We start from the raw sequence: 25,599 nt of genomic DNA, 5'->3' as shown, positions 1-25,599 counted from the left end.
GGGGACTTTCATTGCAAATTTTGCAATGAAAGTCCCCTTCATAGCGCTTCAGGAACGGACAAAACGGGCGATAACCTCGCCCAGCCGTACGCCGGCGTCCTCCTGCAGGAAGTGGCCGGCGCCGGTGATCGTCGGATGCTCGAGTTCGCGGGCGCCGCGCATCGAGCCCCGCAGTTCGAGGCCCCACGGCGCGGTGATCGGGTCGCCGTCGGAGAACGAGACCAGGAACGGCTTGTTCAGTTCGGCGAGCACCTTCAGCGCGGCCCGGTTGGCGGCCGAGGCCGGATCGTCCGGGGTGACCGGCACCAGTGACGGCATCGCGCGCGGCGCGGCCTTGTACATCTCGTTCGGGAAGGGCGCGTCGTAGGCGGCGCGGACCTCCTCGGACAGCTTGGTCTGGCAGCCCGACTGGACGAACCGGCCGACGTCGAGGACCTGGGCGTTCTCGACGGTGTCGCGGAACTTGTGCCAGATCTCCGGCATGTCGGTGTCGCCACTGGGGAGGCCGGTGTTGGCCGCGACGACCCGGGAGAAGCGATCGGGGTTTTCGGCGACCAGCCGCAGGCCGATCAGGCCGCCCCAGTCCTGGCCGACCAGGGTGACCTCGGTGAGGTCGAGCACGTCGAAGGCGAACGCGCGCATCCACTCGACGTGCCGCTGGTAGGTGTGGTCGACCATGTCGCCGGGTTTGTCGGATCGGCCGAAGCCGACCAGGTCGGGCGCGATGGCGCGCAGTCCGGCGTCGGCGAGCACCGGGATGACCTTGCGATAGAGGTAGGACCAGGTGGGCTCGCCGTGCAACAGGAGAACGGGCGGCCCATCCGCGGGTCCGGCCTCCACGTAACCCACTCTGATCACGCCGCCGTGAAGGTCGACGAGTTCCGCGTAGCGCGGTTCGAAATCGAAATCGGGCAGGTCCGAGAACCGGTCGTCCGGTGTCCTCAAAAGGCGCACGACACCCACGTTAGTGGGAATCGTGCGCCTATGCCGGTTTCGTGAGGTCAGGAGATGCCGACGGCCACGACCAGGCCGAGGGCGAGGTGCGCGGCGGCGACCACGACGCTGACCGGGGCGAACTTCTCGCTCTCGATGGTCGAGCGGACGTCGATGCGGGTCGCCCACTCCAGCAGCCGGACGGCCAGCACCTGCACCACGATGCCGAGCAGGCCGTAGACCAGCGAGGTGATGAGGCCCTCGGTCAGGTCGCTGGCGGAGTTCGCGATCGCCACGACGACGATGAACGCCATCGACAGCAGGCCCGACGCGGTCACGATGACCGCGTTCGGCAGGCCGCGGCTGACCAGCTGGGCCAGCTTGCCGGGCGTGGTCCAGTCGATCGCCCAGAACCCGGCGAACATCAGCAGCAGGCCGACGACGCCGTACAGCAGGATCGCGCCGATCCCTCGCACGAGGTCGGAGCCGAACGTGTCGGACAGCGCAAGGGTGGTCGTCACAGGGTTCTCCAGAGGTGCAAGTCGAGAATGTCAGGTTTGTGCGGTTGCTTCTATCACGTCTCGACGATGCGGTGCGGGACGAATGCCGCACCGTCGTCCGTAACGAGACCTGCGGTTTCGCGGATCCCGAGGCCGGCGGCGTGGTCCCCGACGATCCACGCGCCGAGCGCGGGCCGGTACCCCTGGAACTCCGGGAGCGGGTCGAACGCCTGGTAGACGTAGCCTTCGGCGCCGTAGACGCCGTCGGTCTGCGTCTCGTACCCGGTGGCGACGATCTGCACGTTCGCGCCCTCGCGGCCGAGTTTCGGCTTGCGGACGTACTCGGTCAGCAGACCGGGGTCGTCGGCGAAGGCGGGCAGCAGGTTCGGGTGGCCCGGGTAGTTCTCCCACAGGATCGCGAGCAGCGTCTTGTTGGAGAGGATCATCTTCCACAGCGGCTCGACCCAGAGCGTGCGAGGCATCGTCTCGACGGCGAAGCGGCCGAACTCCTCGTCGACCACCCATTCCCACGGGTAGAGCTTCACCACGGTCGCCATCTGCGCCTCTTCGAGGTCGACGAACCGCTTGAGCACCGGGTCCCAGCCGATCTCCTCGATCGACAGGCCGACGGTGTCGAGCCCGGCCTCGGCCGCGGTCTCCTGCAGGTACGCCGTCGTCACGTGGTCCTCACCGGACGGATCGGCGGACGACCAGGTGAAGTGCAGTTCGTTCGAAGGCAGCTTCTCGGCGAGCTCGCCCCAGCGCTCGACCAGCTTCTCGTGGATCGAGTTCCACTGGTCGTCCTCGGGGAAGACCGCGGTCTTCCAGTGCCACTGCAGCACCGCGGCCTCGAGCAGCGAGGTCGGGGTGTCGGCGTTGTATTCGAGCAGCTTCGCCGGGCTCTTGCCGTCGTAGCGCAGGTCGAACCGGCCGTAGACGTGCGGATCCTGCCGCTTCCACGACTCGGCGATATGCGGCCAGACCCACTCGGGGATGCCGAAGCGGTGGTACTGCTCGGTGGTGATCACGTTGTCGACGGCTTCGAGGCACATCGAGTGCAGCAGTTCCACGTCCGCCTCGACGGACAGGATCTCGTCCATCTCGAAGACGTAGTGGACCGACTCGTCCCAGTACGGCCTGGACTTGCCGGCGCCGTCACGAGCGGGGGTGCCGAAGACCAGCCCCTGCTCCTCGACGATTTTCTGCCAGTCCCGCCGGGGCGGCTTGGAATCCCGATACAACTACGAGCCCCCGCTCTTGCCGGTACCGCCGGAGGTACCGCTCTTGCCGCTGATGCCGAACCCGCCGCGCTGGACGGACTTGCCCGATTTGGTGCTGACGTTCGCCCCCGACGGCGCGGTGTACGAACCACCGGACACCCGCTGCCCGATCGCGCCCGAGCCGCCGTAGTTGTAGCGGTAGCTGTTGTAACCGCCACCGACGATCGGGAGGAAGAAGAAGCCGCCGCCGGTGTAACCGCCGTGCGTCCGCACGTAGTTCTCGTCGCAGTTCTGATCGTCGTTGACGATGTCCGTGTCCTTGGCGGCGCAGACCGCCGTGACCTCTTCGGGCTTCGCGACGGTGTAGAACGTCGCGATCAAGCCGACCAGCCCGACGGTCACACCTGTGCCGATCAGGATCTTCTTCTTGGTCGAAGACTTCTTCTCGGCGGCGCGCGCGGCTTCGGCGTCGAGCACCTCTTGACGCTCCTGCTCGGCCAGCGCCTGCTGCCGTGCCCGCTGCTCGGCCAACGACGGTTGCCGCGCCTGCGTGCTGTCGTCCTGGAACCGCATCGAACCGCGCTTCGGCGGTTCCTGGGGCCGCTCCGCCCCCTGGTTGTCATCCTGCGTCATCGAAGCTCCGTAATCGCCCGCCGGCCCGAACCCGTGTCCAACACTAACCACCCGGTATGCGCACCTTACGTGCGGCGCGGGCATCATGGAGTGGATGTCTCAACAGGCCGAGCGGTTCCGTTATCCGCGAAACGCGCTGAGCACCCTGCGCACCCGGCTCGTCATGGCCGGTGTGTTCGTGGGCGCGATCATCGCGCTTTCGCTGAGTGTGGCGTTCTCGTGGAACGTGGGCCCGGAGGGCGGTGCGGGCGGCGGCGCCCCCAAACTGTCACCCGCGGCGGTCGAAGCGTTCCAATCTCCCCCAGGCACCTGCCTGACCTGGAACAACCCGGATGCCAACGACGCGCGGCGCGTGCCCTGCGCGGAGTCCCATCTGTTCGAGGTCACCAGCATCGTCGACATCGGCGCGCAGTACCCGGCGGGCGTGCCGAGCCCGAACCTGGAGCAGTGGCAGGAGATCTCCCGGTCACGCTGCACTGTCGACGTCAAGCCGTACCTCGGCCGCACGCTGGATCCGTACGGCAAGTTGAGCATGAACCTGCTCCGGCCGACTCCCGCACAGTGGGAGGACGGCGACCGGCAGCTGCGGTGCGGCCTGCAATGGGCTGGTCAGGGCGGCAAGCTGCAACCGACCAAGGGACTGGCGAAGGAGCAGGACCAGTCCGCGGTGTGGGAGCCCGGCACCTGCCTCGCGCTGCTCAACAACAGCTTCGGCGACCCGATCGACTGCGCCCAGCCGCACTCCTACGAGATGATCGCGACACTCGACCTCAAGACGAAGTTCAAGGACGGCTACCCGTCACAGGAACAGCAGAACACCTGGTTGGACACCGAATGCTCGACGGCCGCGCAGGACTACACCGGCAACGCGGACCTGGCGGCGAAGAAGCTCATCATCGGCTGGGACGTCCGTGAGCAGGAGAGCTGGGACGCCGGGTCGACGCTGGTGAACTGCAAGGTGGCGGCGCCCCTGCCGGACAACAAGGGGCTCGCGCCCGTCACCGGGAGCGTCAAGGTCGGCAACGGCGAGGCCCCGCCCTCTTCCGACGGCGGCGCCCCGCCGGCGTCGTCTTCGGCCCCGAAGACCGGCGGGTGATCGCGTGCCCGTCGAGATGACGCAGCAGCGCTTCGAGGAGCTGGTTTCGGAGGCGCTGGACGAGCTTCCGCCCGAATTCGCGGACGCGATGGACAACGTCGTGGTCCTCGTCGAGGAGTTCAACGAGGAGTCGCCCACGATCCTCGGGCTCTACCACGGGGTCGCGCTGACCGAGCGGACCCACGAGTACGGCGGGGTGCTGCCGGACCGGATCTCGATCTACCGGCGGCCGCTGCTGCAGATGTGCGACACCGAGGAGGATGTCGTCGAGGAGGTTCTGATCACGGTGGTCCACGAGGTCGGCCACCATTTCGGCATCGACGACGCGCGCCTGCACGAACTCGGCTGGGGCTGAACCGCGGGACAGGCGATAGCAAAGGTCCCTTGCTCCTTCCCGGCGGATTCCGCGCCGGAAGCGGCATGGTCGGTGATTTTTGTGCGTCGGGCACCAAGGGTTCTTCGGATTCTTAACTGGGCGTAACAAGCCAGCCACTTTGGGCGACAACCCCGCTAAACTTTTCGACACGTTGTCGTCGGCCGGCGCCGGCGAAAGCCTGGGGAGGCGTGCATGGCCGAGACGACGACGGGCAGGAGGGGCGACCGGCGCTTGCGCTGGTTGCTCGCGTCCAGTGCGGCGTCGAACCTCGGCGACGGGATCGGCAAGGTCGCGTTCCCGCTGCTCGCGGTCACCCTGACCCGCGATCCGCTGCTCATCGCCGGCCTCTCGGCGACCCAGTTCCTGCCGTGGCTGCTGTTCGCGCTCCCGGCGGGCGCGCTCCTGGACCGGATCGACCGGCGGCGCGCGATGATCCTCGCGAACAGCGCCCGCGCGGTGGTCGTCGGCGGCATGGCCGCCCTGGTCGCGGCAGGCGGGGTGACGATCTGGGTGGTCTACGCCGCCGCCCTGCTCATCGGCGTCGCGGAGGTCGTCGCCGACAGCGCCGCGAACGTGCTCATCCCGGCGGTCGTCGACAAGGGTTCCCTCGACAGCGCGAACAGCAAGCTCCAGGCCTGCGAGATCGTCGGCCAGACCTTCCTCGGCGGGCCTGTCGGCAGCGCCACCTTCGCGCTCTTCGCGACGTTCCCGTTCCTGCTCAACTCGGTGGGCTTCGCGATCGCGGCGGTCGTGCTGATCGGGCTCGCCGGGAGCTACCGGGCTCGTCCTTCCGCCGACCAGGGCGCCCGCGCGGACCTTCGCACCGAGCTGGCGGAGGGTTTCCGCTGGTTGAAGCACAACAGGCTGATGATGCGCCTGGTCGTCGTCGCCGGGTTGATCAGCCTGGTCAGCGAACTCGCGCAGGCGCAGCTGGTGCTGTACGCGATCGAGCACCTGCGCCTCAGCGAAGCGGCCTTCGGGCTCTTCGCGTTCGTCGGAGGCATCGGCGGCCTGCTGGGCGCGGGCATCGCCCCGCGACTGGTGAAGACGTTCAGCCGCCGCGCGGTGCTCCTCGGGGGCACCGCCTGCTGTGGCGTGGCGTTCACCGGCATGGGGCTGACGAGTTCGCCGGTGGCCGGGGCGGCGCTGTTCGGCCTGTTCGCGGCGGCCGTCGTCTCGGTGAACATCGTGCTGGGGACGGCGAGGCACACGCTCGTCCCCGGTGAACTGCTCGGCAGGGTCCTCGGCGTGTGGCGCACCGTCGTCTGGGGCGCGATCCCGGTCGGCGCCCTGCTCGGCGGGGTCCTCACCCACGCCCTCGGATCCCCGGCCCGGACGTTCCTCACGTCCGGGCTTCTGCTGTTCGGTGTGGCCGGTTTCGCGTTCGTCTCGTCACGGCAAGGCGCGTTCGATGACGAATCGGCCACGGAGGTGCGGGTTCTCCACCAAGACCAGTGAAAACAAAGGCCTTTGGTGCTGAAATAGCCCATCACCCGTGCTGGTGAGGGAGGTCCGCGATGCAGCAGACACTGGTGCCGGAGGCCGGCGTGGGGACGACAGAACCTTCCAGACGCCCGCAAGTGCTCACGGCTGTCGCCGGTTTCGTGATCGGCGCCGGCGTGATGGGCATGCTGTGGGCTCTGTCGAGCGTCAACGCGGGAGCGCTGGAAGACGCGCAGGAGGCGTGCAACGCACTGGCCAGGGTCGGCACGATCCCGGACACCACCGGCGCCGCGCCCGGCGAGCGGACCGTGGCGGTGCTGGCCCCCGAGATCCTGCACCGGATGACGGCCGCCCGCGAACTCTCCGCCGCGGCGGCCGCCGCCAACGACACCTACCGGCCGCTGGCCGAGCACATCGACGGGGTCAGCCGGATGGTGTTCAGCCTGCACTTCAACCAGATCTCCGGCCAGCGGCATCTGGCGCAGGCCGAACAGCTCTGCACCCAGCTCTAGGTCATGCTCCCTTGTGGACCGTCTTGACGGTCAGCTGGTTGCCGGGGATCTTCCCCGCACAGCCGAGCCCCGGCACCGACACGAAGTTCGAAGCCGTCTCCTGCGGCAGGTACACCCGCAGCCCTCGGGTCTCGGTGGGCTTGCAGGCCGCCTCGTCGTAGTTGCGGACGTTCACGAAGCCCATGTCGGCGGACGCGCTGTCGCCGTTGTTCAGCTGGACCGGCTCGCCCTTGGCGCCGTCGCGGAACGCGGCCTCACCGACCTGGTGGCCGTCCGCGCCGGTCACGTAGGAGACGCCGGGGAAGCCCTGGATGGTGCACGCGTGCCCGCTCGTGTTGGTGATGACGAGCTTCCGGTACACGGTCCCCGCGGCCGCGTCGCCGCCGCCGACGGACAGTTTGACGTCGCCCGCCTTGCAGAGCCCGTCGCTCTTCTGCGCCGGGGCGGGTGCCTGGGCGGGCTGCGAAGCGGGTGCCGGACTCGACGAGCTCGCACTGGGCGCGACGGAGGTCTCCGGTGCCGAACTGGACGGCGACGCGGACGAACTCTGCGCGACGGGTGCGGTTTCCGAACCGCAGGCGCTGAGCAGCAGGAGCCCGGCGGTACCCGCGATGAGACCGCCGATGGAGATCATCTTCGAACGAACCATGGTCATTCGCCTCCCTGTAGCCGGGTGACCCACCACTGAAGTAGACGTGTTGTCCGCTGCGGAGGTTGCGCTCCTGCGGTTAATTCCCCACAAGGTGTTAATTGATCTCGTGGGGGTATTCCCCGGCGGGAGCGGAGGCAAACGCGGGAGGGTCAGCGGTCGACGGGGGCTTCCGCCCAGGTGAGGCAGGTCCAGCCGTCGGAGGTCGCGACGAGTTCGACGACGCCGGTGTTCGGGATGAGGCCCTGGTTGGCGACCTCGGCGGTGACGTTCCCGGCGAGCCACTCGCCGCCCAGCCGGATCGCGCCACCGTGGCTCACCAGCACCACCGTGCCGTCGGGGTCGGCCTGCTCGTGCTTGGCGCGCAGCCGGGCGACCGCGTCGAGCATCCGGGTGCGGACCTGCGCGCCGGTCTCACCGCCGGGGATCGGCGGGTCGAGTTCACCGAGGGTCCACCGGCGCACGACGCTCATGTACGTCGTGATCGAGTCCTTGTCGGTCTTGCCTTCGAGGTCGCCGGCGGCGACCTCGTGCACGCCGTCGACGACCTGGACGTCGATGCCGAGCTTGGCGGCCAGCGGCGCGGCGGTCTGCTGGGCACGGACCGCCTGCGAGGCGTAGACCGCGACGACCGGCTCGCCGTCCAGCCGCGACGCGAGCTGCCGGGCCTGCTCGCGCCCCAGTTCGGTGAGCGGCGGACCGGGCAGCGCGGTGTCGAGCGCGCCCCGGACGTTGCCGTCGGTCTGGCCGTGACGGACGAGGAGGAGTTTCACGCCTGTGCTCCCTTCCTGACCGAAGCGACCCAGTCGATCGCGTCGGTGAAATCCTCGTTGGCGGCGCCCGGCTCGATCTCGGTCGTGCCGTTGTCCGCCCGCGGGTGGGAGCCGAGGAACCGCACGTTGCGGCACCGGCGGCGCAACGCGGCCAGCACGTCCCCGATCCGGGGCTCGGTCACATGTCCCTCGAAGTCGATGAAGAAGCGGTACTCGCCGAAGTTGTTCCTGGTCGGACGGGCGTCCAGCTTGGTCAGGTTGATCCCGCGGACCGCCAGTTCGGTGAGCAGTTCGGCCAGTGCGCCGGTGCGGTTCGTCGCGGCGGCGACGATCGACGTGCGGTCGGCCCCGGTCGGCTCCGGCAGCTCGCCGGGTGCTCGGACCAGCAGGAACCTGGTCTTGGCGTCGCGGACGTCGGCGACCTCGGTGGCCAGCACCTCCAGCGGGTAGTGCTCGACGGCGACCGGCGCGGTGACGGCCGCGTCGAACTCGCCCGCGTCGACCGCGACCGCGGCCGCGGCGGTGGACGACGTCGCGACCGGATGCGCGCCGGGCAGGTTCGCCTCGACCCAGTGACGGACCTGGGCGAGCGCGTGCGGATGGCTCGCCACGGTGCGGATCTCGGTCGTCCCCGGCCGGGTCAGCACGCTGAAGTGGACCGGCAGCAAGACCTCGGCCACCGCGACGAGCGGCTCGGCCTCGCTCAGGCTGTCGAGGGTGGCGGTGACCGCGCCCTCCACGGAGTTCTCGATCGGCACGCAGGCCGCGTCGGCCCGTCCGGCGCGGACCGCGGCCAGCGCCGCCGGGATGGTCTCCGCGGGGATCAGCTCCTCGCCGGGGGCGAGCCGGCGCGCGGCCTGTTCGGTGAAGGTTCCCTGGGGGCCGAAGTAAGCGATCCGTGACACCCCGCCAGATTACGCACGCCGCGCAGGGACTTTCACTCGGACAGCCGGTACGCGCACCGGTTACGCCGGGTGGCTTTTTTTGCCATGCTTAGCGCGTGACCGCCGAACCGGGCACGCACACCGGCCACGAGGATGCCGACTCCTCCTTTGCCCCCTTGCCGGACCATCCCACCCCGGAGCTGGTGCTGTGCGCCGTCGATGACCTGCTCGCGCAAGCCTGGACCACCGTCGCGGACACGGTGGACGGACGGGTCTTCGTGCACCGCGGGTCGGTGCTCGACGTCGTCGCCCAGGCCGTCGTCAGCCCCGCGAACTCCTACGGCTGGATGCGGGGCGGCATCGACGCCGTCTACGCCCGCGCCTACCCGGGCGTCGAGCAGAACGTGCGCAGCGCCGTCCTCGCCTACCACGGCGGGGAGCTCCCGATCGGCGAAGCCGTGATCGTGCCCACCGGCGAGGCCGAGCCCGCCTGGCTGATCAGCGCGCCGACGATGCGGGAACCCGGCGAACGCCTCCCCCGCGACACCGTGCACCCGTACCTGGCCGCCCGGGCCGTGTTCCAGCAGTGGCGCGACGGCAGGCTCGACCAGGGCCGGGTCCGTGATCTGGTGCACACGATCGCGATGCCGGGACTCGGTACCGGCGTCGGCGGGGTCGCTCCCGCCTCGTGCGCCCGGCAGGTCGCCGCGGCGTGGGACGAGGTCTTCGCCCCCGGCCGTCCCCGTAACGGACGGTAACGCCCCGAAGCGGGCTACATCACATCGCAGCGCGTTCACGAGCCGTAAGCCCTACCGTTAAAGCGGCTTCATCCGGTTCGAGGCACGCTTTCCCGCCGAGAACTCGTCTACACGGTTTTGTACGGCGCCAGCGCTGGCGACGGGCGAGGAGTGTGCGATGCCGCGGGTCCGTGAGCTCAGTCCCTACGTCGAGCTGCACCGTGAGCAGTGGCGCGAGTTGCGCAGGTCGACGCCCCTGCCGCTGACGGCCGCGGAACTGCTGCGGCTGCGCGGTCTCGGCGAACAGGTCGATCTCGCGGAAGTCGCCGAGGTCTACCTGCCGCTCTCCCGGCTGATCAATCTCCAGGTCGCCGCCCGGCAACGGCTGTACGAAGCCACCACCACCTTTCTCGGTGAAGACAGTCGGGGCACCAAGGTGCCGTACGTCATCGGAATCGCCGGAAGCGTCGCCGTCGGCAAGTCGACCACCGCGCGCATCCTGCGCACCCTGCTCGCCCGCTGGCCGGATCACCCCAGGGTCGACCTGGTCACCACAGACGGATTCCTCCACCCGCGGGCGGAACTGGTCCGGCGCGGGATCATGCACCGCAAGGGTTTCCCGGAGAGCTACGACCGGCGGGCCCTGCTGCGGTTCGTCACCGACGTGAAGTCCGGGGCGGAACGGGTCAGCGCGCCGGTGTACTCGCACCTCGCCTACGACATCCTTCCCGGCGAGGAACAGGTCGTTCAGCAACCCGACATCCTGATCCTCGAAGGACTGAACGTCCTCCAGCCGGGCCCCCGGCTCACCGTCTCCGATCTGTTCGATTTCTCGATCTACGTGGACGCGCCGACGACCGACATCGAGCGCTGGTACGTCGAGCGCTTCCTCAAACTGCGGCACACCGCGTTCGCGGACCCCGCGTCGCACTTCCACCACTTCGCCGGTCTCCCGGACGACGAGGCACGCGCCGAGGCGCGCCACCTGTGGCGCACGATCAACGAGCCGAACCTGATGGAGAACATCAAGCCGACGCGGCCTCGCGCGACCCTCGTCCTCCGCAAGGACGCCGACCACACGATCAACCGGGTCCGGCTGCGCAAGCTCTGAGCCGGTCGGGGTGCGCCGGTGACCTGGGTGGGTGAGGTAGCCGCGTGCGTGTTCGTGAGCGGGGCCGGTGACGGGATGAAGGGGCCACTCACGACCGACCGGACCCAGCGCTGTCCGAGCCCGAACGGGAACGCTGCGTAACCGGGCACGCGCGGAATCTCTACTCACGGCGAGCGTTCACGGCGACATCCAAGATCACTTCGCCGGAAGCCGATCACACGGGCGGATTCCGGCTGTTCCCTCACAAGTACCAGCCTTCGCACCACCGGCGAGCCGGCAGTGGCGACCGGTCGCGCACCGCGACCGGTGGGTGAATTTCCTCGGCCGATCGGCCGATCCACGCTCAGTACGTGTAACCGGTTGGCCGATACCGGCTACAGCCCCCCGAGGCGACCCTTGTGTCAGGGGTTCACGAGGTCTCGAAAAGGACCTTGAGCAGGGAGGAGGCTCACGATGTTCTCGATCATCCTGACCTGGGTCGGCTCGATTCTCGGACTCGCACTCCTGGTGGCCATGGCCGCCGGCGCCTTCGTCGTCGACTTCGACGACGCCCGCGGGGACCGCCGCCGGAAGAAGTCGCAAGTCACGGAGAGCAAGAGCACCCCGGCGGCACCGCTGGGCTGAGCACCACCGATCCAGGCGTCCGGACGTCTGGATCGTGTTTTTCGGCAACTCAGTCGAACGGGTTGTGCACCTGCGCGCCGAGTCCGGCCATGTCGGCCAGGTTCCGGGTGACCAGGGTCAGCTCGTGGATCCGGGCGGTCGCGGCGATCAGCCCGTCGACGGACGGCACTTTCCGCGGCGCGTGCTGGCGGCCCCATTCGGCCGCGATTTCGGCGGTCACCGGAAGGATCCGTTCCGAGAACTGCGCGGTGAGCCCGGCCAGCCAGTCGGCGAGCGCGTCCGCCCGCTCCCGGTCTTGATCCCCTCGATGCCTGAGTTTGTGGATTCCCCTCTCGATCTCCCCCACCGTCAGCACGCTCAAATAGAGCCTGCTCGACGACACCCCGCCCCACCACCGGGCGAAACCCGGGTTCTGCGTGCGGCGCCGGGCCTCGGACACGATGTTCGTGTCCAGCAGAAAGCTCACCCGCTCACCTCCGTGACATCCCTCGGCAGGTCCTCCGCGCGTTCGGCGGCGATCTCCTCCAGCACGTCGGCCAGCGCCTCCCCGTATTCGGGATGGTGCTGCTCACCGGAGAGCACGAGTTTGAAATCGACGGCTTCACCGCCTCCGGCCAGCCTGCGGTAATCCATGATGTCCAGCACCACGGCCACCTCCTCCCCGTGTTTGGTGACGAACTGCGGCCCCTCGGCCGCGGCCCGGCGCAGCAGCTCGCTCAGCCGCTGCTTGGCGTCCTGCACTTGCCAGGTTGCTGCTTCCATCTAGACAGACTAGACGGATTGGGGGGGGATGGCAAGGAGGTGGCGGGTGGGGACGGGCCGTCAGGCGAGGTCGCCGAGCGCCTTCCGGTAGTCGTCGACGTCGTAGTCCATCTCGTGCTCGCCGGCTTCGCTCAGCTGCGCGGACAGCGCGTCGACGAGGCGATCGAAGATCTCGTCGCGCTCCTGCCCGGTCTCGCTCAGCCGCCGGACGGCCTGCCAGACCTCGGCGGGCTCGTCGTCCCAGAGCTGGTCGACGATCGTGGTCTTGAGCGCGAGCCGCATCCTCGGCTCGCCGTCGAAGGTCTCCTCGGCCAGCGCCTCGTGGTACTCGGGGTGCTCGCCGATCACCAGCAGGCGGCGCTGTTCGGGGTCGACGGGCTCGAGTTCCAGCTCCTCGTCGCCGATCTCCGTGTAGACGGTCGGGACGGCGAACATCCGGCGCTCGAGGGCCTCGGCGAGTTCGGCCGGGTCTTCGATGCCCTCGGAGCCGTCGAAGTAGACGTCGAGCGTGGAGTCCTCGTCCTGCGCGAACTCCTCCAGGAATTCGGTCGCGCTCTCCAGCAGCGCCACGCGGGCGGCCTCGGGCAGTCCGGCGCGGTCGGCGGCCCAGGTGACCCAGCCGAGCAGGGCGGGCTCCAGCGCGTCCTCGTACGCCTCGTCGACCTCGAACTCGCCGTCCAGCAGTGATTCGAGGAACCGGGCGAGCTTCTCTGGTCCGACCCGCAGCGGGCTGCCCGGCTCGGTCTCGCAGCCGTAGTCGACGAGCAGGCGCGCGTAGAACCTCGTCGCCTCGGTGTCCTCGACGAGCCCGGATCCGATGAAGTCGGCGACGACCTCGTCGCGGACCTGCTCGGGCCATTCGGTGATCTCGGGCGAGGGCTCGGCGGCGGGCAGCGCCCGGATCCAGCCCAGCGCGATCGCGTGGAACCGCGCGTAGTCCTCGCTGACGTCGGGCTCCTCGACGACGTCCGTCGCGGCCAGCCCGTCCGCGAGCACCTGGTGGGCGCGCTCGGGCAGCACCTGCTCCAGCGTGACCAGCTCCGGGTCGTCGGCGGCCTGCTGCCGCATCTCGGCCAGCACGTCCTGCGGCTTGTCGACCACGACGACGTCGCGGATCCGGCCACCCTCGGTGAAGTCGACCAGCGCGAGCAGCCCGTGCTCCGCGCCGCCGCGGGAGAAGACGCAGAGAAGGGAGGACTCGTCACCGAAGACGTCCCCGGTCCGCCAGCAGTCCCCGACGGTCACCGCGGCCAGGTCCGCCGCCCACTCCGGCTCCGGGATCCCGCGGCCCAGCACGGTGTTCAGCGCCGAGGCGGCCGCCTCGCGCTCCTCTTCGGTCTCGGCGAACACCCGCATCCCGGCGAGCAGCGCGGCCGCGGCGGGGGTGATCTTCCGCTCGGCGAACGCGATGAGCTCCAGGCCCAGCGGCTGCTCGCCCTCCTCGACCTCGATCTCCCACCACTGACCGAGCACCTCGGAGGTCAGCAGTTCGACGTCGAGCACCTCGGGTTCGGCACCGAGGGTCGAGAAGTCCCGCAGGACGTCCTTGAAGAGGCCCGTCACACTCGGAGTGGAGGGCTGGGCTGCCTTCTTGCGGGCACGACTCACCGGACTCATGGCGACATGTTTTCACGCGGACCCGATCGGGCTCGTCGCGGTGGTCCTGGGCGCGCAACGCGGGGTCCCGGTCGCGGGGAGGGCGCGGGCGGACACCGGTTCAGGACCACCGCGACTTCGTCGGCCCACCAGTGTGGCTCGACCTTCTCCGCCGGGTTTCCTCGGTTCACTTCGAATAACGACCGGCGGTGGAAGCGGTTACGCCCGAATCGTTTTCGGAATCGCGATCCTCGCCGCCTTGATCTCGGCGATCAACCGCGTCTTGCGTTTGTGTATTTCCACCAACGTGCCGAGGTACGAGCTGAATTCCTCAGCCGTACCAGCCTTTTTGTGCACCGCGCGGAGTTTGCGCAGCTGCCGGGCCGCCTCGCGGTAGGAGTTCGGATCTTTATGCGTGATCAATTCTTCGACATGGTCCCGGTATATGGGAACGGTTTCGGCCGGATGGGCTACGGAACGCGAATCCGCGAGTTCGACGCGCACCGGTAAAGAGGCTTCGAAACGCACCGCCGCCCGCCACGCCTCGTCGGCCCGGTCCTCCCCGAGCAGCGCGCGGACGAGTTCGTCCGCGGCCTCCGTGCTCTCGGCGGCGAGTTCGCGCAACCTGGCCAGCGCGGTCTTCCGCTGCGCGACCCACCGTCCCGTTTCCAGCGACTCCTGACGCAGCGCGAGATACGTCGCACTGCCGGGACTCTCGTCGAAATCCTTGCGAGACAAGGGAACCGGCTCCTCTTCGACCGGAGGCGCCTCTTCCTTCTTGTCGTGGGTGAGCGCCCGCGCCGCGTGCGCGATGGCCTCACTGTGCCGTCCCGCCGCGCGCAGGACGCGCACGATCTTGAGGCTGACGTCGACCCGCGGCGGCTTGGCGGCGAGGATCGCGACGAGCGCGTCGACGTCGCCGGACACCTCCGCGAGCTCTTCGCGCAGCCGCTCGGCCGTCTCGCGTTTCACCCCGGACGGATGCTCCGCGAGCACATCGTCCACAGTGGACTTTATCCGGGCGATCCCCTTGTCCCCCAACGCCGAGGCGAAGTCGGCCAACTCGATGACCGGCCATCCCGGACCGTCGAACTCCACCTCGAGGATCCAGGCGGCCAGGCTCTCGGGGTCCGGCGGGCGCGCGGCGCAGGCCCGCGCGTACAGCTCGACGGCCCGGTCCAACCGGTCCGTGACCTCGCCCGAGGCGTCGTCGATCTGCTCCAGCATCTCGCTGATGTCGTCGACCGTCCGGCGGGCGAGCGGGGCGAGATCGGCCCGGCTGCCGGCGTCGAGGAGCCGCTGAAGGGTGTCGAGAACGGAGCCGACTTTCGCCGCGTACTCGACGTTGCCCGCCATCACGGCGGTGTCGAGGAGGCGGTGCGCCTCGGCGAGGTCACTCCCCTGGGTGACGAATCGGCTTTCCAGCGCTTGTCGTAACACAGGGTCACGCTCGGCATGGGCATGAAGCAGGTCCGCCAGCGTCTCCGCGTCCAAGGTGCGCAGGTAGGGGCGCAGATCCGTCGTGGAACTCACCCGGACAAGTCTGCCCGACCGGTTCGCCGACGCGTGTGGGCCAACAGCGTGCTCTTTCCGGCGTAATCGCTCACCAGGTGTGACCAGGTCAGCGGCGTCGCTTCGACACGCGAAGGGCAGCGGATGACCGGGATCGGGAGCCGCCGGGCGAGCAGCATCACGATCGCCATCACCACCCCCGCGAGCAGCGAGATCGACGCGGCGGCGGCGAGTGCGCCGCTCAGCACCCTGCGGCCGCCGTCGATCGCGAGCTGCGCGGAGTACTCGATCTGGCGGGCGGCGAGGTCGCCGAGGGAGCGGCCGACGACGCCGGCCGCGACGCGCCAGGCGTCCTGCCCGACGGGCGGCGGCGTGGCCGCGCTCAACGCGGTTTCGACCGCGCCGAACCGGCTCCAGTCCTCGCTGCCGATGAGCTCCCGGTAAATCCGGCGACTACTTTCCGTCAGCTTTCCGGCGACGGCGTCGAGCCTGGACCGGTAGGCGCCGACCGCCGCGGCGTAGTCGAGGCGGCCCTCGTCGTCGATCCCGGCGACCGCGAGGGAGTCGCTGCGGTCCAATCCTTCGACGGCGGTGAGCAGCTCGACGGCGATCGTCTGCTGGTAGCCGACCTCGGCGTCGGGAGCGGCCCGCGCGATCTCACGCAGGGAGGAGAGCGAGGTGTCGATGCGATCGGCGTACGCGGCGTAGATGGCGGAACGGCTGCCCGGCGCCTTCAACGCGACTGCCCGGTCTCTCTGCAGCAACGCGATCACCCGGCTCGCGTCGGCCATGACGATCGCTCCGTTTTCGGCGTCGTCGCGGTCCTGAATGGCCTGTTGGACGAGGAATCCGCCGATGAACAACGCGACGAGGACCAAGGCCGCGCTCGGCACGAAGGCGATGGAGAGCATGCGAGAGCGAAGGCTTCGCTGGTACGTCAAGGCTTTCCTTCCGGATCGGGTCCCCGACGCGGAGCGACGCTATGCAAGTTGCAAATTGCACGTCAACGCCCGTCCGCCATACGGCGGTTAGCGCACCGTGACGATCTGGTAGGCACGGCACGTGACACTCGACGATCTCAACCAGCGCCTCCGCGACTTCGCCGCAGCCCGGTCCTGGGAACCGTTCCATACTCCGAAGAACCTGGTCATGGCTCTATCCGGCGAAGTCGGCGAGCTGACTTCGCTGTTCCAGTGGCTCACTCCGGAGGAGTCCGCGAAGTGGCGTTCCGACCCTGAACTGGCGCACAACGTCGTCGACGAAATCGCCGACGTGACGCTGTACCTTCTGCAGCTGGCGAACAGTCTGGACATCGATCTGATCGAAGCGGCCAACGCGAAGATCGACCGGAACGAGCACCGCTTCCCGGCGCCCGGGAGTTAGGCCCTGACGGCGATCTGCCAGCCGCCGAGCAGCCCGCCGACGCCCAGGACACCGACGAAGATGCCCGCGGCGAGCCCCGCTCCGCCGAACAGCGCGAGCACCGTGATGAACATGAGCAGCATTCCGAGCCCCATCAGGACCCGTCCGGCCCAGAGCAGCACGGACGGCGTCCGCGGCGGAGGCGTGAAGACGCCGGTCCGCCTGTCATGGGCGGGCCAGTGCGCCGGAGGCGCGGGGACCGGAATCGAAGCGGGGACCGGGACAGGCGCGGTCGACGGCTGGGGAACGAGACCCAGCGCTTGGCGTGCCTCGGCGATTCCGAGCACCCTCGCACCGAGTTCGCCCGCCCTGGCGATCCGCGGCTCGGCAGGCGGAACCCCGGAGCCCACGACGAGGTGGGTCACCGACGCGGTGAGCTTCTTCGCGAGTTGGAGCCCCGCGTCGAGTACCGCGGCGCGCAAGCCGTCCTCCGCCAGCCCGTCGCCGAGAACGAGGACGCGGCGGCGCCCACCGGACGAGGTCGCGGTGGCCTGGAGTCCGTGCAGCACCTCCGGCACTCTCAGTGCCGCCGCGACGGTGCGCAGATCCCGCTCTTCCTCGGTGGTGATGACGCCGTCGCTCTCGGCGAGCTCACGCATCGCGCGGACGAACCCGGTGTGCACCCGATGCAGATCCGCGTCCGACATCCCCGCCGCCGAAGCCGCGGCGACGAGGGCCCTCGCTTCGGCGTCCGAGATGTGCCTGTCGGCCAAGGCGTTCCCGAGCAGTTCGACGTAGGCGTCCCGCAGCGGGCCGGGCGGGCCGAAAACAGCCTCGGGTACCCGATCCACGAAGTCCGCCATCCAGGTGCCGCCGCTCGGCACCGCCGCACGGCGGGGCGAGAGGCGTGCGGCCGGCGCGAATCGCGGTAGTTCCGGGAACACCGGCGGGGACGCGAACCTGAGGCCGTGCGTGGTCACCAGGGTCGTCACGATCCGCGCGCACACGTACGCGTCGGCGAGTGCCGTGTGCGCCGCGAACTCGCCGACACCGACCGCCTCGGCGACCGTGGCCAGGCGGTAGTTCGGCAGCCGGAGCGAGCGTCGCGCCGCGGCCAGCGTGCACACGCCCGGCATGGGCGGGACCCGGGCGCCCAGCCTGCCGAATTCCCCGCCGAGGAACCGCGCCTCGAAGGGCAGGTTGTGCGCGACCAGGACACTGCCCTGGCAGAGATCGAGGAAATCGCCCAGCACCTCGCCGAGGTACGGAGCGTTGTCGAGTTCGCGGCGGGTGATCCGGTGCACGTGGGCCGGACCGGGGTCCACGCCGCGGCCGGGATTGACCAGCGTCGAGAACTCGCGCAGGACCGTGCCGTCCGCGCGGACACGCACGGCCGCGACCTCGACCACGTGTCCCGGATGCAGGCCGGTGGTCTCGAAATCGATGGCGGTGAACTCCGTCGTGCCCACGGCGAACCGGCCGTCTCCGGTCAACACGAGGTTTTCGACTGTCTCCGCCATTTCGTTTCCTTTTCTCGAAGCATCTACCGGTGGATCGCGACGCCGTCGCCCGCGTAACGCCCGAACGCCGACGGTGACCTGTTCGTGGCCGCTTCGTGACGAAATATCCGGGCTTGTAACGACATTCGGTGGATGAACGACAAAAACCGGCAAAGCCCACCCGAGGCAAGAATTCCGAGGACGCCCATGCACACCGATCCCACCGAACGGCCTTCTCGTGAGAAGCGGATGCCTCGCTGGATGATGATCGTTCTCTCCGCCTTTTCGGTCCTCTTCGTACTCGGCGCCGTCTTCGGCAAAACACCGCAGCCACAACAGGAACCACCTGCCGCCGCGGCCGTTCGCGTCGAACAGACGCCGAGCCCGACGACGTCTTCGTCCACCGCGCCGAATACGTACCGGGTGGCCGAGGTGGTGGATGCCAGCACAATCAAGGTGACCGGCCCCGGTGGCGGGAAAATCATCCATGTTCTCGGTTTGGCGACCCCTCCGAGCACCAATGGATGTTTCGCCACGGAAACCGTCACGTGGGCAAAGAACACACTTGCGGGACAGGAAGTCGTCATTCAAGCCGTGTCCGATGACGCCGGTGTCGCGCTGGCTTCGGTCAGCATGGTGAACGGTGGCGATTACTCCACCACCGCGCTCAAAGCGGGATACGCGAAATACGCGAGCAAGGCTGTCGAGAAGACGGTCGGTGTCGCGCTCCAGGCCGCGGAAGCCGCCGCGCGGACGGCCGGGAACGGGCTCTGGGGTCCCCCGTGCCTCGGCAAGATCGACACGCCGCCCACTTCCGTCGCGCCACCGCAGCAGCCCGTCGCGGCGCCGCCGACGACCACTCGGGCCGAGCCCACCACGAAGAAGACCACCCCTCCGCCCGCGGCGGAGGAACCGGACCCGCCCAAGGCCGCTTACTACCCGAACTGCGCCGCCGCGCGCGCGGCAGGCGCGGCGCCGTTGTACGCGGGCCAGCCCGGGTACAGCCGCAAACTCGACCGGGACGGCGACGGCGTGGCCTGCGAGTAGCCGTTTCCCCCGCGCCCGGTTAGCCGCCTTTCGGGTCTTGTGACGTCTTTCGCGAGCCGAAACACTGTGCCGACGTCCCTGGAGGTGGCCCTTGTCGCGTTCGGCTCGCACCGTGGTCCTGGCACTGATGCTTTCCCTGAGCGCGGTCGCCGCGCCGGCGTACGCGGCGCCACCGCCGTCGACACCGCATCGGGACCCCGGCAACGGGCCGGAACGCAACGACGTCGCCGCGACCGACCCGGCGATGGGTGCCGCGCGGGCAGCGGCGGGCGAGAACGTCGCGGGCGACCATTCCGGTTATCCGCGCAAGACCAAGCTGCGGGTGTACCCGGAGAACACGGCCGACAAGTCGATCAAACTCGGGCTCGCGCCGTATCACGCGATCGCGCCGAAGCTGAACGCGCTGCAGGCGCGCGGCAACCGGGTCTCGGTCGAGATCGCCGGGCAGTCGGGCCTCGGCCGTGACCTCTACCTGGTGACGGTCACCGCGCCGGAAAGCCCGTTCGAGACGCGGCGGCAGGACGCGTGGCGGTCGCTGATCGAGAACGACCCCGCCCGCGCCGCGCGCGACCCGTTCCTGCGCCACGGTTACAAGGCGCCGGTGTGGATCAACAACAACATCCACGGCAACGAATGGGAAGGCACCGACGGCGCGCTTCGCGTCATCGAGAAGCTGGCGACGTCGAACGATCCCAAGACCGCCGAACTGCTGAAGCGGAACCGCTTCTACTTCAACGTCACGGCCAATCCGGACGGCCGGGTCGCCGGCACGCGGCAGACGTCGCAGGGTTTCGATCCCAACCGCGACTTCGTCACCTCGTCGCAGCCGGAAGTGCGGGCGATGCGCGGGATCGCCATCGGCAAGCAGCCGCTGATGATGCTGGACGAACACGGCTACGTCGAGAACACGCTCATCGAGCCGACCACTCCGCCGCACGGCCAGAACTACGACTTCGACCTCTACATCAAGCACGGGTACGCCAACGGTCTCGGCATGGAGAAGGCCGTCCAGGCGCTGGGACGACCGGAGACGGCGAAGCCGGAGATCCCGTTCCGCGACTACGACCCCGGCAGCTGGGACGGCTGGGCGCCGATCTACACGGCCCAGTACGCGATGTACCACGGCGCGGTGTCGTTCACGATCGAGATCCCGATGCGGGTCAACAACGCGGACTACGAAACGCAGCCCGTCGCGGAACTCCGGCGGCGCTCGGTGATCAACACCGAGGTCGTCGAGGCCACCATCGGCAGCACGCTGACCTACGTCGACCGCAACCGCGGTGAGCTGATCGCGAACCAGATCGAGATGTTCCGCCGCGGCGGCGCGGGCGAGGCGCAGCGCGAGATCCCCGACGGGTTCGTGCCCGGTTTCGGGCCGGAAGACCGCTACCGCACCGAATTCCCGCGCGCGTACGTCATCCCCGCGGGCGCGGACCAGCGCTCGGGTTCCGCGGCTTCGCGGCTCGTCGACCATCTGGTGGCCAACGACGTCCGCGTGCGGCAGGCCGAACGCCCGTTCTCGCTGGGTGGGCGCCGGTACCCGGCCGGTTCGTACCTCGTGGACATGCACCAGCCGAAACGCGGGCTGGCGAACGTGATGCTGGAACAGGGCAGCGACATCTCGGCGAAGGTGCCGGTCATGTACGACATCTCCGGCTGGAGCCACCGCCTGCTGTGGGGCGCGTCGGTCGACATCGTCAAGCAGGGGAGGCTCGACGTCCGGGCGCACGACGTCACCGCCGCGTCGCCCACCGGCGGCATCGACGCCGCGCCCGGCCGGGACCTCGCGCTGAAGCTCGTCGACGGCAAGGACGTCAGCGCCGTCAACGACCTGCTGAACCGCGGCTTCGCACTGGGACGCGCGGAGGACGGCGCGATCGTCGTCCCGGCGTCGGCGCGACCGGCCGCCGCCGAGGTGGCGGACCGCTACGGCGTCCGGTTCACCGAGGCTCGCGGCACGGCGAGCCCGCTGAGCCGTAAGACGATCGCGGGAGCCGTCGGCCCGGACGAGTTGAAGGCGTTGCGGGACATGGGCTTCGACGTCCGGCCGGTGTCGGCGGCGGTGCTCAACGCCGGTTTCGACTGGTCCAAGGTGGACCTGTTGTTCGTCTCTTCGGGACTGCGGTACACCGACCTCACCCCGGCCGCGAAGGACGCTCTGAAGGCCTTCTTGGCCCGCGGCGGCGTGATCACCCGTGGTGCCACGGGCGCGCGTTTCAACACTGACGTGGGACTTCTCGAAGCGCGTCCGGTGGCGGGCTGGGAGGACGGCAACGGCGTCGTTTCGGTCGTCAACGGGACCGGTCCGGTGGGGACCGGCGCGCTGCCGGCCTCGTTCGTCTACGGGCCGTTCTGGTTCACCGATCTCGGCTCCTCGGTCCGGGTCGAGCAGCGCTACGCGAGCGGGAATCCGCTGGTCGCGGGGCATTGGCGGACCCGGGACGACGGCACCGGCGGGCCGCTGCAAGCGGCGGGACAGGCAGCCGTCGTCTCCGGCACTTCGGGGCTCGGCGGGAAGGTGGTGCTGTTCGGCACCGAGCCACTGTTCCGCGATCACCCGAAGGGCTTGTATTCGCAGGTGGCCAAGGCGGTTTACTGGGCGGCAGGCTGATCTAGACGGTCTACGCTTTACGGCCATGTCCCCCGTTTCCCGTGGCCGGAAGCCGAAGAAGGCCAAGAAGAACAAGAAGCAGGCGACAAAGCCGAAGGTGCCGTTGACCGCCGAACCGGAGCCCTTGCCGGACTGGTTCGAGGCGGGAGTCGAGAACATTCTCGGCGGCATCGATGGGCTGATGGCCTGCAAGACGGCTCGCGACCTCGAGCAGGCGACCTGCGAACTGCTCGGGGCCGAACTGATGCGCGCCATCGACGACGCCAACAGCGGCCTCGACTTCGACCTGTTCTTCGCCGCTCTGGTCGCCGAGGTGGCCGCCTCGGCGAAGGCCGGGCCGACGGAAGCGCTGTGGCGACTGCTGCACGGCCTGCTCGCGATCGCGGCTCCCGGCGTGGTGCCGACGCTGCGGTCCACGATCGCCCGCATCGAGTCCGAGAGTCTGTCGGACTGGCCGCGATCCCTCGCGAACATCAAGGCGACCGGCGAGGTCTGGGAGATGCTCGACGTCTACGGCACCCGCCTCGCGGTGATCGCGGCGTACACCTATCCCGGCGTATACCTGTTCGACGTCGACATGTCAGGGATCCCCGCCCTGACCGACGGGCGCGTCTACGACGACGTCGAGCAAGCCACCGAGGCGTGGCGGAAAAAACTCGGCGACGAAGCGGGCGACGCGGAGCCGAAGGCGGTGACCGACACCGAACGGCTCGCCGGCCTGGTCAGCTGCGACTTCGAAGTCATCGGCTTCGAGTCACGCGACGCGCTCGACAACTGGCATCGCGCGCAACGCCGGTTCGAGGATCTCGAAACGGTGCTGAAGAAGCGCAACCTGCCGCTCCCGCCGTACCGATCGCTCTTCGACGACCCCGACCCGGCCGAAATGGCCAGTCTGTTCGTCGAGTGGCACGGCGAGCGCTACGGCGGCGAACCCGATCCCGAGACCGTGGAAGACCTGGCGGTCGAATGGATGGAGGGCCTGGTGCCGGACACCCGGTTCGCCGTTTCCCCCGGCCGGATCGGCTACTACCTGGACGTGATCGGCGACTGGCGGGACCCGGTGGCGATGGCCCTGCTGCGGAAGTGGGCGTGCTGGCTGGCCGAGCGAGCCGAACTGCCGTCTCCGCTGGTGGAGCGGGTGGTCGCCAAGGCGACGAAGTAACGTGGGGGTATGCCGATCCAGGTGCTGCTCATCGACGACCACGAGGTGGTGAGGCGCGGCCTGCGTGACCTCCTCTCCGACGAGCCCGACATCGAGGTGGTCGCCGAGGCGAGCGGGGTCGACGAGGCCCTGGCCGTGGCGATGCACGTCGAGCCGGACGTCGCGGTGGTCGACGTGCGGCTCGGGGACGGTGACGGCATCGCGCTCTGCCGCGAACTGCGCTCGAAGCCGAACGCGCCGCAGTGCCTGATGCTGACCGCGTTCGACGACGAGGAGGCCATGGTCGGCGCGATCATGGCCGGCGCGGCCGGGTACCTGCTGAAACAGGTCCGCGGCCAGGACGTCGTCAACGCGGTCCGCGAGGTCGCGGCGGGCCGGTCGCTGCTCGATCCGCTGTCGACGGCGCGGGTGCTGGACAAGCTGCGGCATCCGCCCGAGGACGAACTCGGCTCCCTCACCGAACGCGAGCGTGAGGTGCTGGACCTGATCGGGCAGGGCATGTCCAACCGCGAGATCGCGGAACGCCTGTTCCTCGCCGAGAAGACGGTGAAGAACTACGTGACGTCCGTCCTCGCGAAGCTGGGCATGCAGCGGCGCACGCAGGCCGCGGCGTGGATCGCACGCCGCGACCGCTAGCGCCTCAGGGGTGCACGGTGTCGCGCTGGTCCGGGATGACCGTGCCGTCGTCGCGCAGCACCGGGCCGTGCGTGCCGTCGGCGTTCTCGTACGCCGTCGTCGAGCACGGGTAGGTGCGGTTCAACGCGGGGAAGGGCTCGATGAACATCGGGTTCACCGCCCACTTCCCGTCCGCGTTGTCGTAGGCGCGGCACATCAGCTCGTCCTTGTTGCGGTTGAGCGTGACGCGGACTCCGGTCGCGTCACGCAGCATCGTGACGTCGGTGGTCGCGTCGCCGCCGGCGAGCGCCTGCCGCTTGGCCGCCGGTGCCGCTTCCATCGCCTTCGCGCCGCGGATCCCGAGGATCCGCTCGTTGATGAAGCAGCGCTTGCCGTCGATGTAGGTCATGATCTCGTCGGCGCCGTCCGCGTGCCCGCCGCAGCCTTCGAGGTGCCCGTTGATCCGGCCGTTCGTGGTCTGCGAGTAGATCCCCAGCGTGCGGCTCGGCGGGATGCCGATCGCCGAACCCCAGACGTCCGCGAACTCCTTCGGCGAGGCGGAAACGACCCACGTCGAGAAGCCCGCCTTGTTCAGCGTCGCGACCAGGTCCTTGATCTCCGGGTAGTACCGGATCCACGCGACCTGGGTGCTCGATCCGACCTTCTGGGTCGCTCCGACCGGCGCCAGCAGTGCCGCCGCCCTGGCCTGCCGGGCGATCGCGCGGACCTCGTCCGGCCGGTAGCCCGCGTTGATCTGCGCGACCCAGGCGTAGGCCGCCTCCATGTAGCGCCGGTTGTTCCCCGCGAAGACCTCTTCGCCGGTGCTCGTTTTCGCGTTCTTCCGCACCGACAGGAGCTCGTCGGCGCAGGCGAGGTTCTTGCTGGTCGGCAGCGGTTTCCCGGCCGGGGTGGCGGTGCCGCAAGCCTTGCCGAGCGCGTCCGCCCCGGCGTCGGTCATGAACCGGCTGGTCGTGCGCCAGTCCTTGTTCCGCGGCTGCAGGACCTTGTCGTGCCGGATCATCCAGAAGACGGTCTGGTCGGAGATGTCGTTCTTGATGACCGTGTTGTCCCAGTCGAACACCGCCACCGGCCGCTCGCCGTGCTTCCCGCCGCAGCGGCCGCGTTCGTCGATGACCTTCTGGATCTTCGCGGCGTTGTCGCCGTACCAGTGATCGGCCAGCCGTAGCTGAGGGCAACGGGACTCGGTCGCGGCCGCCGACGTGCCGGGTAAGGCCACCGGAACGACCGCGACGGCGGCGGCAAGGGCCACGGCTCGCAGGAACCTCGGCATGTGATCTCCCCACGTCTTCGTCGACAGTTCGGGGAGATCCTGTCATTTTCCGGCGAGAGTCACGACCTGCCGGTTGTGAAAGTAGTCATCCTCACGAAGCACCGTGACGCTGCCGGGCGAAGCATGGAAGTCGACGTACCCGGCCGACTCGAGCGGCATCCGGATCCACGCCGCGACGACGAAGGTCAGCGCGCCGCCGTGCGTCACGATGATCCGGTGCTCGCGGGGGCTTTCCAGGATCGAGTCCATCGCCGCGTAGACCCGCGCGGCCATCGCGCCCTTGGTTTCGGCGCCCGGGATCCCCTCGTCGTGCCCCAGCCGTTCGCCGGTCGGCGGCGGCGGGACGAACCGGCGGTCCAGCCACTCTTGCGGCTTGCCCCCGGCCTCCCCGTACGACTTCTCGCGCAGCCGCCGGTCCAGGACCGGTGTCACGCCGAACCGTTCGCCGATCAGTTCCGCCGTCCGCGCGGTGCGGCGCAGGTCCGAGGAGTGGATCTCCACGCCGTCCGGCACCTTCGCGCGCAGCGACTCCGCGATCGCGACGGCCGCGCGCTCGCCGCCGGGGGTGAGTTCGGCGTCGAACCAGCCGCCGACCAGGCGATCGACGTGATGAGTGGACTCCGGATGAGTGACGACGTGGACCGTGCGCAT

At 69.2% G+C, this 25,599-nt stretch carries 28 protein-coding genes; 12 read left to right on the top strand and 16 right to left on the bottom strand.

Annotated features, from left to right (window positions below; genetic code table 11):
* Positions 1-48: 48 nt before the first annotated feature.
* Genes ACLJRM_RS24220 through ACLJRM_RS24205 form a run of 4 tightly spaced genes read right to left on the bottom strand, consistent with a single transcriptional unit; the run spans position 49 to position 3,286 of the window.
* Positions 49-954: a haloalkane dehalogenase gene (locus ACLJRM_RS24220; protein WP_174720490.1), complete on the bottom strand. Its 906-nt coding sequence runs from the start codon at positions 952-954 to the stop codon at positions 49-51.
* A 47-nt stretch (positions 955-1,001) separates the two neighbouring features.
* Positions 1,002-1,454 carry a DUF350 domain-containing protein gene (locus tag ACLJRM_RS24215; protein ID WP_101611747.1) on the bottom strand — a complete coding sequence of 151 codons (453 nt, stop codon included), beginning with the start codon at positions 1,452-1,454 and terminating at the stop codon, positions 1,002-1,004.
* Between the two features lie 53 nt (positions 1,455-1,507).
* Complete coding sequence (locus ACLJRM_RS24210; RefSeq protein WP_410664365.1) at positions 1,508-2,674, bottom strand: glutathionylspermidine synthase family protein; 1,167 nt, start codon at positions 2,672-2,674, stop codon at positions 1,508-1,510.
* Positions 2,675-3,286, bottom strand: coding sequence for a hypothetical protein (locus ACLJRM_RS24205; protein ID WP_410664364.1), 612 nt, complete (start codon positions 3,284-3,286; stop codon positions 2,675-2,677).
* 94 nt (positions 3,287-3,380) lie between these two features.
* Between ACLJRM_RS24205 and ACLJRM_RS24200 the strand changes: the two genes are divergently transcribed.
* The 4 genes from ACLJRM_RS24200 (at position 3,381) to ACLJRM_RS24185 (ending at position 6,713) form a co-directional block, all read left to right on the top strand.
* Positions 3,381-4,382 (top strand): septum formation family protein, encoded by a 1,002-nt coding sequence (locus tag ACLJRM_RS24200; RefSeq protein ID WP_101613651.1) that lies wholly within the window; start codon positions 3,381-3,383, stop codon positions 4,380-4,382.
* A 4-nt stretch (positions 4,383-4,386) separates the two neighbouring features.
* A complete protein-coding gene (locus ACLJRM_RS24195) occupies positions 4,387-4,737 on the top strand; it encodes a metallopeptidase family protein (protein ID WP_007030570.1) in 351 nt (116 codons plus the stop codon).
* Between the two features lie 213 nt (positions 4,738-4,950).
* Positions 4,951-6,216 carry an MFS transporter gene (locus ACLJRM_RS24190; RefSeq protein WP_101611745.1) on the top strand — a complete coding sequence of 422 codons (1,266 nt, stop codon included), beginning with the start codon at positions 4,951-4,953 and terminating at the stop codon, positions 6,214-6,216.
* Between the two features lie 59 nt (positions 6,217-6,275).
* Positions 6,276-6,713 (top strand): hypothetical protein, encoded by a 438-nt coding sequence (locus tag ACLJRM_RS24185; RefSeq protein ID WP_410664363.1) that lies wholly within the window; start codon positions 6,276-6,278, stop codon positions 6,711-6,713.
* Between the two features lies 1 nt (position 6,714).
* Here the strand turns inward: ACLJRM_RS24185 and ACLJRM_RS24180 are convergent, their stop codons facing one another.
* The 3 genes from ACLJRM_RS24180 to pheA form a co-directional block, all read right to left on the bottom strand.
* Positions 6,715-7,368, bottom strand: a complete 654-nt coding sequence (locus ACLJRM_RS24180; protein WP_101611743.1) for a DUF4232 domain-containing protein — start codon at positions 7,366-7,368, stop codon at positions 6,715-6,717.
* Between the two features lie 146 nt (positions 7,369-7,514).
* Entirely contained in the window at positions 7,515-8,135 is a 621-nt protein-coding gene (locus ACLJRM_RS24175; protein ID WP_101611742.1) for a histidine phosphatase family protein, read from the bottom strand.
* Positions 8,132-9,040: a prephenate dehydratase gene (gene pheA, locus ACLJRM_RS24170; protein WP_101611741.1), complete on the bottom strand. Its 909-nt coding sequence runs from the start codon at positions 9,038-9,040 to the stop codon at positions 8,132-8,134. The genes ACLJRM_RS24175 and pheA overlap by 4 nt, the downstream gene beginning before the upstream one ends.
* Positions 9,041-9,135: 95 nt before the next feature.
* Between pheA and ACLJRM_RS24165 the strand changes: the two genes are divergently transcribed.
* The 3 genes from ACLJRM_RS24165 to ACLJRM_RS24155 all read left to right on the top strand — a co-directional run bounded on the left by ACLJRM_RS24165 (position 9,136) and on the right by ACLJRM_RS24155 (position 11,491).
* Entirely contained in the window at positions 9,136-9,777 is a 642-nt protein-coding gene (locus ACLJRM_RS24165) for a macro domain-containing protein (RefSeq protein WP_410664362.1), read from the top strand.
* A 157-nt stretch (positions 9,778-9,934) separates the two neighbouring features.
* Positions 9,935-10,867, top strand: a complete 933-nt coding sequence (gene coaA, locus ACLJRM_RS24160; protein WP_101611740.1) for a type I pantothenate kinase — start codon at positions 9,935-9,937, stop codon at positions 10,865-10,867.
* 453 nt (positions 10,868-11,320) lie between these two features.
* Positions 11,321-11,491 (top strand): hypothetical protein, encoded by a 171-nt coding sequence (locus ACLJRM_RS24155; protein ID WP_168214462.1) that lies wholly within the window; start codon positions 11,321-11,323, stop codon positions 11,489-11,491.
* 49 nt (positions 11,492-11,540) lie between these two features.
* Here the strand turns inward: ACLJRM_RS24155 and ACLJRM_RS24150 are convergent, their stop codons facing one another.
* From ACLJRM_RS24150 to ACLJRM_RS24130, 5 genes are all read right to left on the bottom strand, one after another.
* Positions 11,541-11,957, bottom strand: a complete 417-nt coding sequence (locus ACLJRM_RS24150; RefSeq protein ID WP_101611739.1) for a type II toxin-antitoxin system VapC family toxin — start codon at positions 11,955-11,957, stop codon at positions 11,541-11,543.
* The gene (locus ACLJRM_RS24145) at positions 11,954-12,253 is read right to left on the bottom strand and encodes a type II toxin-antitoxin system Phd/YefM family antitoxin (protein WP_233223062.1); all 300 of its coding nucleotides are present in this window, start codon (positions 12,251-12,253) and stop codon (positions 11,954-11,956) included. The genes ACLJRM_RS24150 and ACLJRM_RS24145 overlap by 4 nt, the downstream gene beginning before the upstream one ends.
* A 60-nt stretch (positions 12,254-12,313) precedes the next feature.
* On the bottom strand, positions 12,314-13,870 hold the full coding sequence (locus ACLJRM_RS24140) for a DUF1841 family protein (protein ID WP_101611737.1): 1,557 nt from the start codon (positions 13,868-13,870) through the stop codon (positions 12,314-12,316).
* 198 nt (positions 13,871-14,068) lie between these two features.
* On the bottom strand, positions 14,069-15,382 hold the full coding sequence (locus ACLJRM_RS24135; protein ID WP_410664361.1) for a hypothetical protein: 1,314 nt from the start codon (positions 15,380-15,382) through the stop codon (positions 14,069-14,071).
* A complete protein-coding gene (locus ACLJRM_RS24130) occupies positions 15,379-16,272 on the bottom strand; it encodes a nitrate- and nitrite sensing domain-containing protein (protein ID WP_410664360.1) in 894 nt (297 codons plus the stop codon). The genes ACLJRM_RS24135 and ACLJRM_RS24130 overlap by 4 nt, the downstream gene beginning before the upstream one ends.
* Before the next feature lie 151 nt (positions 16,273-16,423).
* Here ACLJRM_RS24130 and ACLJRM_RS24125 point away from each other — a divergent pair, with 151 nt between their 5' ends.
* Positions 16,424-16,744 carry a nucleotide pyrophosphohydrolase gene (locus tag ACLJRM_RS24125; protein WP_410664359.1) on the top strand — a complete coding sequence of 107 codons (321 nt, stop codon included), beginning with the start codon at positions 16,424-16,426 and terminating at the stop codon, positions 16,742-16,744.
* On the opposite strand, the gene ACLJRM_RS24120 is transcribed toward ACLJRM_RS24125, so the two are convergent.
* Positions 16,741-18,243: an exonuclease domain-containing protein gene (locus ACLJRM_RS24120; protein WP_410664358.1), complete on the bottom strand. Its 1,503-nt coding sequence runs from the start codon at positions 18,241-18,243 to the stop codon at positions 16,741-16,743. The two genes, ACLJRM_RS24125 and ACLJRM_RS24120, sit on opposite strands and share 4 nt — an antisense overlap.
* A 23-nt stretch (positions 18,244-18,266) precedes the next feature.
* Entirely contained in the window at positions 18,267-18,770 is a 504-nt protein-coding gene (locus ACLJRM_RS24115; RefSeq protein WP_410664541.1) for a hypothetical protein, read from the bottom strand.
* On the opposite strand from ACLJRM_RS24115, the gene ACLJRM_RS24110 reads away from it, so the two are divergent.
* The 4 genes from ACLJRM_RS24110 (at position 18,655) to ACLJRM_RS24095 (ending at position 23,678) form a co-directional block, all read left to right on the top strand.
* Positions 18,655-19,269 (top strand): excalibur calcium-binding domain-containing protein, encoded by a 615-nt coding sequence (locus tag ACLJRM_RS24110; protein WP_410664532.1) that lies wholly within the window; start codon positions 18,655-18,657, stop codon positions 19,267-19,269. The two genes, ACLJRM_RS24115 and ACLJRM_RS24110, sit on opposite strands and share 116 nt — an antisense overlap.
* Positions 19,270-19,381: 112 nt before the next feature.
* The gene (locus ACLJRM_RS24105; protein ID WP_410664357.1) at positions 19,382-21,880 is read left to right on the top strand and encodes a M14 family zinc carboxypeptidase; all 2,499 of its coding nucleotides are present in this window, start codon (positions 19,382-19,384) and stop codon (positions 21,878-21,880) included.
* Positions 21,881-21,905: 25 nt separating this feature from the next.
* Positions 21,906-23,042, top strand: a complete 1,137-nt coding sequence (locus tag ACLJRM_RS24100; protein WP_101611731.1) for a hypothetical protein — start codon at positions 21,906-21,908, stop codon at positions 23,040-23,042.
* 9 nt (positions 23,043-23,051) lie between these two features.
* Entirely contained in the window at positions 23,052-23,678 is a 627-nt protein-coding gene (locus ACLJRM_RS24095; protein WP_101611730.1) for a response regulator, read from the top strand.
* Between the two features lie 4 nt (positions 23,679-23,682).
* Here the strand turns inward: ACLJRM_RS24095 and ACLJRM_RS24090 are convergent, their stop codons facing one another.
* Both ACLJRM_RS24090 and ACLJRM_RS24085 read right to left on the bottom strand, forming a co-directional pair.
* Positions 23,683-24,948 carry a haloacid dehalogenase-like hydrolase gene (locus ACLJRM_RS24090; RefSeq protein WP_410664356.1) on the bottom strand — a complete coding sequence of 422 codons (1,266 nt, stop codon included), beginning with the start codon at positions 24,946-24,948 and terminating at the stop codon, positions 23,683-23,685.
* 42 nt (positions 24,949-24,990) lie between these two features.
* Complete coding sequence (locus ACLJRM_RS24085; RefSeq protein ID WP_410664355.1) at positions 24,991-25,599, bottom strand: histidine phosphatase family protein; 609 nt, start codon at positions 25,597-25,599, stop codon at positions 24,991-24,993.

The organism is Amycolatopsis sp. lyj-84 (assembly GCF_046549075.1).
Taxonomy (GTDB): domain Bacteria; phylum Actinomycetota; class Actinomycetes; order Mycobacteriales; family Pseudonocardiaceae; genus Amycolatopsis.
This window is presented reverse-complemented; position numbering and strand designations above follow the sequence as displayed.

Excerpts from the sequence above, each read along its gene's own strand:
- ACLJRM_RS24095 (WP_101611730.1), top strand. The coding sequence starts at position 23,052 with ATGCCGATCCAGGTGCTGCTCATCGACGACCACGAGGTGGTGAGGCGC.
- ACLJRM_RS24200 (WP_101613651.1), top strand. The coding sequence starts at position 3,381 with ATGTCTCAACAGGCCGAGCGGTTCCGTTATCCGCGAAACGCGCTGAGC.
- coaA (WP_101611740.1), top strand. The coding sequence starts at position 9,935 with ATGCCGCGGGTCCGTGAGCTCAGTCCCTACGTCGAGCTGCACCGTGAG.
- ACLJRM_RS24155 (WP_168214462.1), top strand. The coding sequence starts at position 11,321 with ATGTTCTCGATCATCCTGACCTGGGTCGGCTCGATTCTCGGACTCGCA.
- ACLJRM_RS24205 (WP_410664364.1), bottom strand. The coding sequence starts at position 3,286 with ATGACGCAGGATGACAACCAGGGGGCGGAGCGGCCCCAGGAACCGCCG.
- ACLJRM_RS24130 (WP_410664360.1), bottom strand. The coding sequence starts at position 16,272 with ATGCTCTCCATCGCCTTCGTGCCGAGCGCGGCCTTGGTCCTCGTCGCG.
- ACLJRM_RS24140 (WP_101611737.1), bottom strand. The coding sequence starts at position 13,870 with ATGAGTCCGGTGAGTCGTGCCCGCAAGAAGGCAGCCCAGCCCTCCACT.
- ACLJRM_RS24190 (WP_101611745.1), top strand. The coding sequence starts at position 4,951 with ATGGCCGAGACGACGACGGGCAGGAGGGGCGACCGGCGCTTGCGCTGG.
- ACLJRM_RS24085 (WP_410664355.1), bottom strand. The coding sequence starts at position 25,599 with ATGCGCACGGTCCACGTCGTCACTCATCCGGAGTCCACTCATCACGTC.
- ACLJRM_RS24100 (WP_101611731.1), top strand. The coding sequence starts at position 21,906 with ATGTCCCCCGTTTCCCGTGGCCGGAAGCCGAAGAAGGCCAAGAAGAAC.
- ACLJRM_RS24180 (WP_101611743.1), bottom strand. The coding sequence starts at position 7,368 with ATGACCATGGTTCGTTCGAAGATGATCTCCATCGGCGGTCTCATCGCG.
- ACLJRM_RS24145 (WP_233223062.1), bottom strand. The coding sequence starts at position 12,253 with ATGGAAGCAGCAACCTGGCAAGTGCAGGACGCCAAGCAGCGGCTGAGC.
- ACLJRM_RS24120 (WP_410664358.1), bottom strand. The coding sequence starts at position 18,243 with ATGGCGGAGACAGTCGAAAACCTCGTGTTGACCGGAGACGGCCGGTTC.
- ACLJRM_RS24185 (WP_410664363.1), top strand. The coding sequence starts at position 6,276 with ATGCAGCAGACACTGGTGCCGGAGGCCGGCGTGGGGACGACAGAACCT.
- ACLJRM_RS24090 (WP_410664356.1), bottom strand. The coding sequence starts at position 24,948 with ATGCCGAGGTTCCTGCGAGCCGTGGCCCTTGCCGCCGCCGTCGCGGTC.